We start from the raw sequence: 13,801 nt of genomic DNA on the forward strand, positions 1-13,801 counted from the left end.
CTTTGTTTTTGTTGAGCGTTGGCATTTTTGCAAGCACTATATGCGCGTTACATAAACAGTTAGTTGACAACCGCACTTGATGAATAACTTAAACGAAAGGAGTGTGCTATGCCATCTGCAAACTTACTTGCCTTGCTCGATGATGTCGCTGCGCTAACAAAATTAGCTGCAACTAAAACCGCGCCGGTGTTAGGAGACGATCTTGCCGTCAACGCAGAGCAGCTATCGGGCGGGATCAAGCCAGATCGGGAGCTTGCAGTGGTATGGAAGGTGTTTAAAGGCTCCTTGCTGAACAAGTTTATTTTAGTGCCCGTTGCTTTGGCTTGCAGTTACTTTGCGCCGTTTATGATCCCCATTATGCTAATTTTAGGGGCGCTGTACTTGCTGTTTGAGGGAGGTGAAAAAATTCTCCACGCTATTTTTCACCGTCAGGAGCAACAGCAAGAAACCGATGAGTTTGTCAAAGCGCTTGAGGATGAGCGTATTGACTTAGTCGAGTTTGAAAAAGACAAAATCAAGGGCGCTATCGTTACCGACTTTGTTCTATCGGCGGAAATTATCATCATTGCGCTGGGGGCGATTGCTGATCAGCCTTTCGAAAAGCAAGCAATAGTCCTTTCGTTAATAGGGCTTGCGCTGACCGTTGGAGTTTACGGAATTGTGGCTTTGATTGTTAAGCTTGATGATATTGGCTTAGCCATGCTCAAGGACGTAAGTAATACTACACTTGCGGCGATAAAACGTGGAGTGGGTAAGGGGCTGCTTTATTTTGCCAACGGTCTGATGAAGTTTTTGTCAGTCGCCGGTGTGTTGGCAATGCTTTTAGTTGGCGTTGATATTTTGGCTCACCAGTTTCACTTACTTGAAGAAATTGTTCACGCTATTGAAAAGTTGATCCCTGCAATGAGCTGGCTTTTGAGTATTATCGCCAAGCTTGGATTGGGTGCGGTGATTGGAGTCATTATTGCGGCGGTGCTAAGTCAGTTGCTGGCAGTGTTTAAAAAGGCACAAGGTTGAAGGGAGCGTTTGTTTTTTCCAAAAGCATTCGCAAAAAGCCTAGCCAATATTCAAGGCAAACCTAAGTATATTTACCTCTCCGTCGGTAGAGCTGAGAATGACATCACTATGGATCATGTCACGGTTTATTAAATGCACATGAACCGTGTGCTACTGCTAATGTGTTGGCGGCACAACATTAGTGAGGGCACGGTGTATTCACAAAACCCTGTGGTTTCCGTGCCACTTGCGTTGAGTGAATATCACCACTTTAGAAAAATCAGTTAATGTAAATGCTGCAATGCTTTGATTTCTGAGAGCAAATGTTTTTGTTCGCTTTCACTTAGCCCTTCAAGTTTAAGCATGGCTTGGTAGGTCTTTAATAGCGATGGCTTATCTCCTTTTTGCTGATAAGCCATCGCCAATTGCTGCAGTGCATTGAGGGATTCTGAGTTGTGTTGGCTCACAAAGCTAAACAGGTTGATGGCCGCAGTGAAGTTACGTTCGAATAGGGCGGCATACCCTTGCGAAGTCAGTGCGTCGTAGGGGTAAGCCTTTAGTCCATATAGTGACTTAGCGATGGCGACATGATTTTCCAGCTGAGTGACACCGGCAGCAGCTACCTTCAAGGATGGTTGGTAATGGTTAAATAGGTGCTGCAGACCATGATAATAGCTCGGGTAGACGACGCTCGTATGGCTCTCGCCGCTAAAGTGCTGCGCTTTGAAGTCAATTCCATTTGGCTTTCGCCAAGCATCATTAAGACGTTGAAATGGCTGCGTTATGATTGTGCTTTCGTCTGCCATGCTGATGTAGATACACTTGTTGATTAACGCTTTTGCCAGTAAGTCATTTAATAATCGCTCTTTATCCCACCAAAGGCTTGGACTTGCCAACATCACACCATTAAATAAATCGGGTTTTTCAAGTAGTGCATAGGTTGCAAACAGCCCTCCGAATGAGTGTCCTGCTAACGCGCGATAGCCTGATGTGCGATAATGTTTGTCTACGTAAGGGATGAGTTCTTTATCGATAAATTGCAGTAGCATTTCTGCACCGCCCGGATTTTGCTGCCGTGTTGGACCTGCAAAATGTCCCAGTACCGCAAGGCTGCCTTTGCGATAAGACGGGGTCAGATCTCGAGTGCGGTGTTCGTTGGTTTCGATGGCAACAATGATAAGTTCCGGTATTTTATGTTGTTGTGCCAAGAAACGAGCCGCTGAAGCGGTATGTTCAAGATTGCTCTGACCATCAGTTAGATATAACACTGGATAGCTTGTATTGCCTTGCTCATAGCTTGGTGGTAGGACGATATGAACCGTTCTTTTTTGCGAAAAATAAGCGGACGAAAGCTGCAGTGTCGAGTTCGCATCTGCTGAGTTATTCGCAACAGCGCTACCAACTGACAGCAATATAAAAATAGCCACGATAACAATGTGAGTAACTAACCTAGTTTGCATAACCGCTCGTTCCTTGCTTAAAAATCATCGCTAATTTAACACGAGTTAAAACGACAAGGAACGGGTTATATAGCAGCGCCGAGGAATTATTTGTAACTGATTAAACTGTAATTTAACTAAAAAAGACGGCTGAAATGCGTGGCCACCACATCATGATAGCGGCCGCACAGACGCCAATCGCGGTGATCACAAAACCTAGGCTCATCATCACCGCGATTACCCACACCGGTGCGCTGGCTTTGGTTTGGCGTTTTGCCCAAAAGTAGAGTTCTGCGAGTGCCATTGGTAGCAGGTAGCAGGCAAACGAAATAAATATATCGACAGGGCCGTCTAAGGTTGCGGTATTGCCATTGAAGCCTTGGTTGACCATGTACCAACCAAACAAATAAAGACGAAACGTCCACACCCCATTCACCAAGAAAAAACTATGCGCGGCATAACGTTGATGTGCGGCGATATTTTTTTGTATGGCGGCGCGCCAAGCAAAAAATATCGCAATGGGAATTAATATACCGTTGAGTGTGATCCCAATGGCACCAACATCGCTTAGCCTAAGATCGGTTACCCAAGTGAGATATAACCCGGTGAGTGCGCCCGAAATACCGAGAATAAAAAATACTCTTCCGTTGTAACGGTGGAAGCGTGGAAAGCGTTTTCGCACCGTAGGAATAAGCTGTAATAAGCCGCTGGTGGCCAAAATCACAGCGGGTAAAACGTGGCTAAAAAATACCTTGGCATCTTTTGTGTGCCCACTCGCTGGTGAAGCAGCCGCACTTTGCTCTGTGAGCCCCGCGATAAGCGGGATGGCATATAGGCCTAAGATATAAACAGCAAACATCCATTGCCCGAGCAATGCGACACATACCCAGCTCTTCACGGCACCACTCAGTACGCTAAAGGGATTAAAGGACACCCTTGTTGAATTGGTTAGATTGAGGGAAGACAAAATATTTATCCTTATAAATCAATAAACTTGATATATAAAATGACAAGGTTTTACTATCTCGTCGCTTTGATTTTGAAAATCAAAGCAAAGAAAGTAGGCCGAATTTTAAAAATGGTGGTGTTAAGTTTACTTACAAAGTTAATTTGAATGCTTTTGGTGTGGCTGTTAGAGTTTCTGTGTCTATCAATATTCCTTCAATCACCATGACTATTGAAAACTACTACCTACTTCTGCTTAGCCTATGTTGTACTTTGGTTATTGCTCAGCTCTTTGTAAAAGAGAAAAAAGCAGCACATTTACTCTTTGCTTTAGTGTGCGGCTCGATAGCATTGGCCACGACCAAAAAACTGACTCAGGACTCCTTAAATGGATATCAGTATTTAATTGGCATGGGTGCTTGTGTGACCTGTAATGGGTTTTGGTTGCTTGCTCGGGCATTATTTAGAGAAAAATATGCCATTTTAAAAAGACATATTGTATTTGCAATTGCCATTGCTGCCTTAGTCGTGTGGCGACAGGGCTATTTATTTATCGACAGCCAATTACACATGAATGCTAGCGGATTTGTGGAGTGGCTTAACATTGCGACGTATGAGCTTACCCTATTGTTGTCATCTAGTGTACTCATGCTGGCATTTTGGGAAGGATGCAGAGGGTTCTCGCAGTCTCAAGGGCAAGAAAAAGCACAACGGGTGCTATTCTTGTCTGCTTATTTTATTTGCGTCGCAGGCACCAAATTAGTCGAAAATCGCTTTGCCGATAATCGTGAGGTTCAAGAATGGGCAGTGACAAGCGCAGCCATCCTCATTATATTGACGGCGCAAGTGTTACTGTATTGGCGATTTTCGTCTCAACGAACAATAACATCCGTTAGGTGCGTTGAATCAAATGGAACAACACAAACTGAGGATGATATTGCACTCCAGCAGAAGGTGGAACACTTTCTTATCGATCAAAAAGGCTTTCTCAAAGAAGGGTTAAAAGTTGCTGACTTAGCTCAGCAATTTAATGAACCTGAATACAAGATAAGCCGAGTGATACGGCAAAACCTGAAAGCGCGAAATTTTAGCCAATTGGTCAATGAGTTGAGAGTTGAGCATGCCAAGGTGTTGTTACAAGATCCCGCTAAACAGCATTGGCCGGTACTTGTCGTTGGACTGGAAAGTGGTTTTGCGTCGGTTGGGCCATTTACTAGAGCATTTAAAATAGCCACGGGGACCACGCCAAATCAATTTAGAAAGCAAAATAGCGAAACGCAAGTGCTACGAAGCACAAGAGTAAGTGGCAGTTAATCTCGCTTAGTCAGTTTGTATCGTAGCTGCTGAATAGGTAGCTCTATCGTCTGTGGGTCAAGCTCCGGTGTAATATCACTGACCGGAAAGACGTTATCTATTTCCACCGTATTCGCGATAGCGTTAGTATCGGCATTGGATAAAAAAGTAAGTTGGGTATAATCACTTGGCTGTAAGTCATACCGAGCCAGCGTTGCCTTTAAATCTATGCTGTATTCGTATGTGGCTAGCAAGCTACCTGCGTTATCATTATATCTACAGATCTGCCACTGGTAGCTATTCTTGTTAAATTCCAGCGCCCAAATACCACCTTTATCTTGGATCATTTGTTGTGGTTGTTGGCATGGCTGGGGTAAGGGCAGTAAACGGCTATGAGACCAAACCCCCTCGTGGTTTTGGCACAATAAGTCGCCCTTACCAAGATCGATAATATGCGAGCTCAAACCATATTGGCAAAACTGGGAGGCGGGAATGAAAAAGGGTGCGATATGCTTGTTAAGCGCGCCAAACGCAATATAGCCCATTAATACCTCAGTATTAGTCATCCAGCCAAGGTAAACATATTCATCATCTTGCCAGTTTGTAGGTGCGATTTTCCCCTGTTTAACGGTGTTAGTCAGCGTGAAGCGGTCGCTTTTGCCATTAAATGTACACGTCAAACTGCCTTGGGTCGCGTCGATGTTGCATGATTGCTGAGCGTGCTCCTGTGATAGCCGCTGTATTTTAGAATTTGGCATTTGGCGAGTTAGCGCCGAGGTGAACTTAGCCGCAGCAGACAACTGTCCTGTTTGATCTTGTTTAAAACGACATTTAGGCTGTATCTTCGAGGAATTGAGCACGACATTACCGTCAAGCACTGCAAGCTCACAGCTATTGGCTATGGTACAGGCTATGAGCAACATAACGCCACAAAAGGCAATCCAAGTGTTTTGCAAATCACAATACTCCTCAGCTACATTCTATAAACATAGCTGATAACACCTTGATTAAGCAATCTTTGGCGACTAGTGCTTATCAGTCAGGCTATGGCTGAGTCTTGTTAGTTGTTTCATCCAGTTCCTCGACTTGCTCACTATTTTGCTCATTGTCATCGAGTTCATCGTCGTTATCGCGAGGCGCGTCTTCATCAACGACAAGAAGTTGCTCGTGCGCCGTTTTTTCCTCGATACGCGGATCCATGGTGGCAGCGAGCGGTGAACTGGTAATGTCAGAAGTCGCAGCAACATAGTCGCTAGGCTCTGGCTGTTCGGCCTTTTGTCTGGCGTTGATAAAGTGAAGGAGTAAAAACATGACAACGGTTAGCACGCTTAATGAAGCGTATAACGCTTGATGACCAAAGTGGGACATGATCTGTGCAATAGAGGCTGAGCCAACACAGGCACCTCCCCCAAACGCCACCAGCAGCGCAGAAGAAACACCAACACGGTCTTCATCATCAACGCGCGAGTTTGCGAGAGCTGAAGAAAGTGGATACATGGTAAATGCAAATAACCCAAAGCCAAAAGTTAGCCAAAGACTGTAGCTTGGACTCAGTGGCAGCAAAAATATACAAAGAGAAATCAATCCGATAAAAACAGCATTACTGCGCAGTAATATGCTTCTGCGGACTCGGTCGGAGATAATGCCCATTGGCCACTGAGCAAGCAAGCCTGCAAAAATCGTTACCGACATATACATGGCAATTTCTTCGGCATTAAACCCTGATTGGCTGGCAAAAGTCGGGGCAAGGCCATAAAAACTACCGTTAATTACACCGGCAAAACAGACCGCAGTGAGAGATTGGGGCACTTTTTTGAAGTAGGTAAACAAACTGACTTGAATGGGCTTAAGTGGCTTCGGGTGGATCCGCCTCGTCGTTGAAATGGGGATAATTCCAAAGGATAAGGCAACAACAATTAAAAACAGCGGGGCATAGCCAAGCTCTGGAAAGTTAGATAGCGCAAATTGTCCACTTACCATACCGAGGTAGGAGGTGAGCATGTAAAAAGAAAATACCCGCCCTCGCTGCTCAGGTGCCGCTTGTTCATTAAGCCAGCTTTCGAGCACCATAAAGTTACACATCATGCCAAGACCCACCACAAGTCGTAGTCCAAGCCAAAGATAGATATTGTCACTCACCCCATGTATTGCTACGCAGGCCGTCACTGCTGCTGTGCTTGCCGCAAACGCACGAATATGCCCAACGGATTTGATCAGGTGGTAGCCCAATTTGGCACCTAGCAACAAACCCAAGTAATAAAACGAGGTAAGCAAGCCAATCCAAAACGTACTGACGCCGTGCTGGCCTAAATAAAGCGCTAAGTAAGTAGTCAGCAGGCCTGTCCCACCGACTAAGAATAGGTTTGTTAAATAAAGCGAGGGAAAAGATTTCATATCGACCTTGGCATTCATTATGAATTTGCGTGTAACGTTCTAATAGTAGGGGAGAAATAGTTTATTTCCAAGCAAAAAGCTGTTGACTGTTTATCAACCTTGTTTGCTTGTGTCGTTGGCTAATTGCTACATAGCCTAAGTTATAGGGTTATTCAGTGTGGTTCTGGCAAAAATACAGTGATAACACGCGAATGATTGAATTGTTGCTTTAATTTGGTTGGGTGTTTTTTGTTCAGTTGATACAACTTAAATTCAGGACTAAATTATTACGAGCTAGTACCTGCCTTTATTTTTTGCATTTTATTGATTAATCAACCTGAGCTCAGAATAACGTTTGCCGTGCATACCAAACTCAGGCCAATGTAACTTTAATTTCCTTGATTCATCTGCGTTAATTTATCGCCAATGGGTTGAGAGAAGTTATAGCCATCGTACTTGTCCCAGTTAATCGACCATGTCATCACGCCACCAAAGTTCGGATAAGCCTTGCTAGGCTGGATAGTGCCACACCCTGTACCTTTGGTTAAACAATCTAAGGCATTGATGATATTGCCGATAGGCGCTTGGCCTGAATTTGCCGACTGTGGACCAGAAGGCAGGCCGATGGCTACTTGGTCATCCCTAAGTGGCGCAAAGCGGGTGCCATCAGCAAGGTCAAATCCCTCAATCAACATTTTTGCATGGGCAACCATCATGTTCACTGAGCCCTCAGGAGCACTTCCCGGTTCATATGGGTTAGGTAGGCCACCATTGTTGTATAGCTGTACGTGAAGTAAATCTAATGTATCGCGTAGCTCGTTTATAAGTGGAATATAAGCACCCCAAATACCGGAATAGGCAATCATGCCACCATGTACATAGGGATGCTCAGGGGCCATGGTAAGTACCATATTGCCACCAATATTTTGTTCAATTTGCTTTAATGCTCTAGGCAGCCGAGCTTGGATCTGAGAGCCATGCACAAGGTTCGAGCCACTCTCTAAATCAATATCGAGCCCGTCAAATCCCCATTGTTGAATAATATCGGTGAGGCTACTGACAAATGCTGCTTCATCGGAATCCGTATTGAGGGTAATTGTGCCTTCTGCACCACCTAGGCTTAACACAAAAACTTTACCTTGCGCTTGTAGTGCTTGCATGTCAGATTTGAATTTTACCGGGTCGATAGGCGGACAGTTAGAGCGAATGTCTTTTTCAAATGGTGTGAAGTGCACTGTGCCATTCGAGTTTCTATCATTTTCAGCAAAGGCAATATCGATGATGTCCCAAGCAGTAGACATCTGATCAAGTGGAATAGGGCAACCCGCTGGATTGACAAAGTTATGCCAATAGCCGATCAATTTGTGCTTTTTACCGATGGGTTTGTCGATGACTTGAACTGTCACGCCGCTACTGGATACCTGATCATTATTGTCGTTAGTGGCCGTGGCATAAAGTGTTTTTGTGCCGATTGAGGCCGGTGCATAACTATATTCGTAGGGTGGCGTTGTGTCTGTATTGAGTAACACGCCATCAGCATAAAACTGGACTTGTGTGATTTGTCCAACAAAAGAGGATGCCTGTGCAATCAATTGAGTGGAATTACCCAAGGTAATTTGGCTGCCGCTAGTGGGGGCGAGTAAATCAACGGCAATCGGTTTATCAGTTACATTCACTGTAATTGTTTGCTCGCTTTGATTACTTTCGTTATCGACGGCAATGGCTTTTAAGCTCACTGGATTGAGGGCTATTGGTGTCCAGCTGTGATTAAGCGTTCCTTGATTGGCTGTGGCGAGGAGTGTGCTGTCGGCATAGAGTGACAGCGTAGCAATGTTGCCGTCTGTATCTTGAGCACTGACAGAGATAGTGGTGGGCGCATTGACCAAAACAGTACCATTATTGGATGGGCTTTCGAACGTTACGGTTGGCGCGATTGCGCAGATCCCTAAATCGCTCCATGCATCTGTCCAATATTGGCCTGCACCTGGCTCGTATGCCCACAGCGCGTTTGAGCTACACCAACCAGCAATATCACAGCGATATTTATGATTATTATGAGCGACCAATTCACCGGCCTGATAATTTTGTCCTGCGCTGTATGCTCTTAGGCCTTGGCAGCCTCCTCCTACTTTTGTTAACACACCGATGGCAAGGTTTGCCTCACTCATCAAGCCTTGGTTGTCTATCGCTTTTACATTTAGTTGGTTTACGCCAACTTGTTCCGCTTGGAACTCAAACTGAAAAGGTGGGGTGGTTAGATCCGCGACAAGCTGGTTGTTCAGGCTAATTTCCACTCCCGCAATAGTACCGTCGCTATCTTCGGCTGTGATGCTGATCCCTACCATATCCCCTTGATAGAACTGCTGGCCGTTGGCTGGAGCTGCAATGGATACGTTCGGTGGTAAATTTTCCCCGCTCGATTTTACTGTGATCCGTGCTGATTGCGAACTTCCGGTTAGCCCTTGGGCATCAGTGGCAATTGCGCTGATATTATATTCGCCAAGTACTGCGTTCCAAGTGGTTTGAAATGGCGCGGTATTGTCCGTTGCGATGACTTGCCCATTCACTAAGAATTCGACATAAGCCAGATCACCATCGACATCATTGGCATTAGCTGAAAAAACAGCGTTGTCATTTTCGCCCAGCACAGCGCCATCATTTGGATTGGTGAGTACGACACTCGGGGCTTGACCTGAGCCCGTTGCGCAAGCTCCCAGTGACCGCCAGACATCATAAGGACCGGAGTGTCCTGCTGGATTGTCGTTTTGACTGTACCACTTAGCTTCATATGCTTGGTTTTGGGACTGTGTAACATCCCCTTGTCTGTAGACTTGTTGTTCAGACCAAGGGCTTAAATTACTACAGTCGTAGGCGTTTGTTTGGCTTGCGAGGATGAGAGCACCGCTCGTCCAAGCCAATCGTAAAATAGAGGTTGGTTTCATACTGATCCCTTACATGTTGTTGTGTGTTTTATGAACAAAACCAAATCAGCATATAGGTAAATAATTCGTTAATCAACACTCGAGTTATGAGTAAATCTCATCGCTGAAACTACGTGAGCATCGCAATTTTAATTCGCATATTTCAAATAATCGGCTAGGTTTAGAGGGAATTTAACGGACTTTATAGGATCCATATAATGGCGACCTCTTCAATTCCTTGCGGTTATCATTCACTCACGCCTTACCTCATTGTGGCTGGTGCAGCAAAAGCCATCGAGTTCTACCGAGCCGCTTTTGGTGCTAGCGTAAAGCTTCAGTTACCTATGCCAGATGGAGGGGTGGCTCATGCGGAGCTGCTGATTGGTAACTCTTATGTAATGCTTTCAGATATGTGCCCTGATGCACACTTTAAAGATCCCAAAGAGCTTGGCGGCACGCCGGTTAGCTTGATGCTGTATGTTGACGATGTGGACACTGTGTTTGCGGGGGCAATTGAATTGGGGGCGCAACAAGTCACGCCCGTTTGTGATCAGTTTTATGGTGATAGGGCGGGAACGCTACGAGATCCATTCGGTCATGTCTGGACGATTGGCACGCACAAAGAAGATCTCACAGAAGCTGAATTACTCGCGCGTATGGCTGATTTTATGGATAAGCAACAAGATGCCTAGTTGAGGTGATGGTATTTTAATTTATTGTTACTTGATTCTCGCTTTTTGTGGTTTGTAGTTATCGAGACAATTTGATAAAAGTCATATTTTACAATCTCTTATGTGATTTTGTTGTTGTGGGGTGATTTTAATTTTAGTTTTTTTGTTAATATTGTTGAATTTTTTGTTTTTTCATGGCAGCTTATGGGTAGTGATGAATTTTGACCACTATGCTACTAGCTCAAGGAAATGATGATGAAGTAAAAGCAAGCAAAATCGGCACTAAAGCACTTAGATAAAAGCCTAAGCTTACCTTTACAGAAACCTTGACTAGTACGGATTATGGGCATTGCCGTTGCTAATTTTACTGTATTTTAGGTTAGTGTGGCGATACGGAGAACGCTATTCGCCAACCTTGCAACCTTGAACAATACAGCTTGTAAATTAATTAAAATAACTCAAGGATAAGAAAATGAAATTAAAATTTAAAAAAACAGCTTTAAAACAACTAGATAAACAACAAAACTTGCCTCAAGAGCAAACACCAAACATTGCTGGTGGTGCAAACAGTCGCATTCCTTGTCGTCCACCTTTGACGGAAACTGGCAATCAATACTGGCAGTGTGACTGCTAAAGTTAGTGATAAATTAATATGAACAAGCTCACCGTGAAGTGAGCTTTTTTATTTTTTCAAGGTCACAAATTTTATTTTATCTTCATATAATTTAGTGCTTTACGTATTTTGTAACGTCTCAATAAATTAAGCGGTTTACGCTTTAATCCAGCCGCGATTACAGTCTCTGTCGCTGCGAGTATGCGCTCTGCGCTTTTACCATCGCGATAAGGGTGCACTTGCTGAATATACTGCTCAATTCGTTCACTTTGTGCGTGGGACAGATTAAGTGCTTGTTCGACCGCTTCAGACAATTTGCTGGCGTCGGTAATATTGATTAATGCATCTTGAGGTTGGTGGTTATTAAAAGTGATAACCGGCTTACCAATTAGCAGTGATTCATCTACAGCGCTAGATGTATCAGAAATCACTACATCAGCTTGTTGAATGAGTGGAATGAGATTGTCATTCCCGGCGATTTCAAAGTCGCTGATGGTTTCAAGTTCTATGTACATCTGTTGCCACTGCTGTTTCGTCTTAGGATGAAACTTAAGTTGGACTCTGTATTTTCCTGACTCTGCTAGCTGTTTGATTTGCGCATGTAATGCTTCTAGCGACGTGAGATTTGGTGAAAAAGTGGGAGCATACAGTATGACTGGCTTTTCATTCTCTTGCTTGGTGTAATCAAAGTACGGGTCGAGCTTTGGCCAACCAGTTTCAATCACCGAGAAATAGCCATGCTTTTGTGCTAGTTGCTTAAATGGCGCAGTTGTAATAGGGCCATGAGTACAATACAAATCGAAGAAACCGCGGATCCCAAAGTGACCTTTCTTTTTATATTCTAATCCGTGAAACACTTGTACTTTGGCACCTGGGAAAAAGTCAGGAACAACGTTTCCTGGTACAAACACAGCTCTGGGGTTAAACGCCTTGACGTCCTCTACGCTTAGTAACTCTACTTCGCCTGCTGCAAGTGAACTTGAATTTACATCTTTACCTTTTAAAAACCATTTCACCACGTCACCGTTAGCACGGATAGCGTTTTGGAGTGGTCTCAGAATAGCAAAGCTATATGGCTGCTCAATGTAGAAAAGATAATGTTTAGGCATTGAAAGTCACTTATAAAATCAGAATTTATGGTCAGCACTTGAGTGGCGCAACTAAGGCCAGAGCGATATTAAGCAAGATAATACCGCTTTTAGCGCGCCAATACCAAACATCCGTTAATCGGGGGTAATGTTGCTGATACGTAAATGCACTTCAGTGGCTTGAGCCATCATATTATCCATTAAGGTTTGTACTGACTCGATTTCTTGAATTAAGCCTTGAGATTGACCAATAAACTGTACGCCATGGTCTAAATCTCCGTGAATAGTGGCGGCTTCGAGCTTTTCGGTGGCGGCACCAAAGAGCGACAGCATCTTAATTTTATCGAATTGAGAAAGCAGTCCTAGTAGTAGCTTCCATAAAGGCATGTCGACCATTTTAGCGGCCTTGAATGATTTTATGGTGGCCATGAAAAAGTTCATCGGGCGGCGCGTTGCCTTTTCAGCCATAGGAGTTTTCATTACTCGAGCATAAAGACCATCGAAGTTTTTGGAATAAATCGTCTGTTCAACGTCTTTTTCTACTACGGTATCTTTGACATGTTGATGCAAAGGACTTTCTTTGGATGTTGCAAAGCGAGAACCCATCGCAACCCCCTCTGCGCCAAGTGCTAGCGCGGCGATAAGTCCTCTACCATCGGCAAATCCCCCTGCGGCAATCACAGGTATATCAACAATATCGACAATGCTCGGCACCAAACACAGTGAAGTCACTTCACCGCCATGGGCTGCAGCCTCATGTCCAGTAACCAATAGTGCATCGACACCAGATTTTTGTGCTGCTAAGGCATGCTTTTGCGTCACCACAGTCGCAATAACTTTCCCGCCGTAGGCTTTAGCCGCTTCTACCAGCCAGTCGCCTTTTCCTAAAGAAAAATTAATAACAGGCACTCGCTCTTCTAATGCGACTTTGGCATTTTCTTTGGCGCCAGGCATCATTAAGGTCACACCAATGCCAAAAGGTTTATCGGTGAGTTCACGAATTTTTCGTATTGCCTCACGTGTTTCGTTCTTACTGAGCGGACCTGTGGCTAAAATGCCTAAGCCACCAGCATTACTTACTGCTGCAACAAGCTCAGGTACAGAAATCCAGCTCATGCCGGGGAGTATAATGGGTTTTTCGATGCCAAATAATTCGGTGATAGCAGTTTTCATCATTGTTATTCTACTGGTCAGATGTGTGTATGAGCATAGCTGGAATTTTGCTTGAAGTGAACACTGGTTGTAAGATACCTGTTTAGAAAGAGGAGCTAAGATGAACGTAGTTATATTATTAGTGAGTTTAGTCATTGCATTGGTTGTCTTGATACCTTTATTGGAAAAGTATCAGCAGCGTTTAGGGCTAGATAAAATGCAAAAGTATGCCAAATATGTACTGCCATTATTAATGGTCACGCTGATCATTAAACTCATCTACGTTTTGATGGTTGGGTAACGAGCGCCT

The 13,801-nt window shown here is 44.3% G+C and carries 12 protein-coding genes; 4 read left to right on the forward strand and 8 right to left on the reverse strand.

Annotated features, from left to right (window positions below; translation table 11 throughout):
• Positions 1 to 108: 108 nt before the first annotated feature.
• Positions 109 to 1,017, forward strand: coding sequence for a DUF808 domain-containing protein (locus CWC29_RS03450; RefSeq protein WP_138522390.1), 909 nt, complete (start codon positions 109 to 111; stop codon positions 1,015 to 1,017).
• A 263-nt stretch (positions 1,018 to 1,280) separates the two neighbouring features.
• Here the strand turns inward: CWC29_RS03450 and CWC29_RS03460 are convergent, their stop codons facing one another.
• Together CWC29_RS03460 and CWC29_RS03465 are read right to left on the reverse strand one after the other, a co-directional pair.
• Entirely contained in the window at positions 1,281 to 2,456 is a 1,176-nt protein-coding gene (locus CWC29_RS03460) for an alpha/beta hydrolase-fold protein (RefSeq protein ID WP_138522392.1), read from the reverse strand.
• A gap of 112 nt (positions 2,457 to 2,568) precedes the next feature.
• On the reverse strand, positions 2,569 to 3,402 hold the full coding sequence (locus CWC29_RS03465) for a DUF2306 domain-containing protein (protein ID WP_128725494.1): 834 nt from the start codon (positions 3,400 to 3,402) through the stop codon (positions 2,569 to 2,571).
• Between the two features lie 176 nt (positions 3,403 to 3,578).
• Between CWC29_RS03465 and CWC29_RS03470 the strand changes: the two genes are divergently transcribed.
• Complete coding sequence (locus CWC29_RS03470; RefSeq protein WP_328820748.1) at positions 3,579 to 4,694, forward strand: helix-turn-helix domain-containing protein; 1,116 nt, start codon at positions 3,579 to 3,581, stop codon at positions 4,692 to 4,694.
• Here the strand turns inward: CWC29_RS03470 and CWC29_RS03475 are convergent.
• From CWC29_RS03475 to CWC29_RS03485, 3 genes are all read right to left on the reverse strand, one after another.
• Entirely contained in the window at positions 4,691 to 5,629 is a 939-nt protein-coding gene (locus CWC29_RS03475; RefSeq protein ID WP_235956516.1) for a hypothetical protein, read from the reverse strand. The two genes, CWC29_RS03470 and CWC29_RS03475, sit on opposite strands and share 4 nt — an antisense overlap.
• An 88-nt stretch (positions 5,630 to 5,717) precedes the next feature.
• Entirely contained in the window at positions 5,718 to 7,067 is a 1,350-nt protein-coding gene (locus CWC29_RS03480; protein WP_138522396.1) for an MFS transporter, read from the reverse strand.
• A gap of 368 nt (positions 7,068 to 7,435) precedes the next feature.
• Positions 7,436 to 9,988, reverse strand: a complete 2,553-nt coding sequence (locus tag CWC29_RS03485; RefSeq protein ID WP_138522398.1) for an Ig-like domain-containing protein — start codon at positions 9,986 to 9,988, stop codon at positions 7,436 to 7,438.
• A gap of 197 nt (positions 9,989 to 10,185) precedes the next feature.
• On the opposite strand from CWC29_RS03485, the gene CWC29_RS03490 reads away from it, so the two are divergent.
• The gene (locus CWC29_RS03490) at positions 10,186 to 10,659 is read left to right on the forward strand and encodes a VOC family protein (protein WP_128725498.1); all 474 of its coding nucleotides are present in this window, start codon (positions 10,186 to 10,188) and stop codon (positions 10,657 to 10,659) included.
• Positions 10,660 to 11,146: 487 nt separating this feature from the next.
• Here CWC29_RS03490 and CWC29_RS24200 read toward each other — a convergent pair whose 3' ends face one another.
• The 3 genes from CWC29_RS24200 to CWC29_RS03505 all read right to left on the reverse strand — a co-directional run bounded on the left by CWC29_RS24200 (position 11,147) and on the right by CWC29_RS03505 (position 13,647).
• Positions 11,147 to 11,251, reverse strand: a complete 105-nt coding sequence (locus CWC29_RS24200; RefSeq protein ID WP_408004166.1) for a hypothetical protein — start codon at positions 11,249 to 11,251, stop codon at positions 11,147 to 11,149.
• Between the two features lie 92 nt (positions 11,252 to 11,343).
• Positions 11,344 to 12,360, reverse strand: coding sequence for a CDP-glycerol glycerophosphotransferase family protein (locus CWC29_RS03500; RefSeq protein WP_138522400.1), 1,017 nt, complete (start codon positions 12,358 to 12,360; stop codon positions 11,344 to 11,346).
• 114 nt (positions 12,361 to 12,474) lie between these two features.
• Positions 12,475 to 13,647, reverse strand: coding sequence for an NAD(P)H-dependent flavin oxidoreductase (locus CWC29_RS03505; protein WP_268960296.1), 1,173 nt, complete (start codon positions 13,645 to 13,647; stop codon positions 12,475 to 12,477).
• Between CWC29_RS03505 and CWC29_RS03510 the strand changes: the two genes are divergently transcribed.
• Complete coding sequence (locus tag CWC29_RS03510) at positions 13,613 to 13,792, forward strand: hypothetical protein (RefSeq protein WP_128725501.1); 180 nt, start codon at positions 13,613 to 13,615, stop codon at positions 13,790 to 13,792. The two genes, CWC29_RS03505 and CWC29_RS03510, sit on opposite strands and share 35 nt — an antisense overlap.
• Positions 13,793 to 13,801 lie beyond the last annotated feature (9 nt).

This window comes from Pseudoalteromonas galatheae (genome assembly GCF_005886105.2).
Lineage (GTDB): Bacteria > Pseudomonadota > Gammaproteobacteria > Enterobacterales > Alteromonadaceae > Pseudoalteromonas > Pseudoalteromonas galatheae.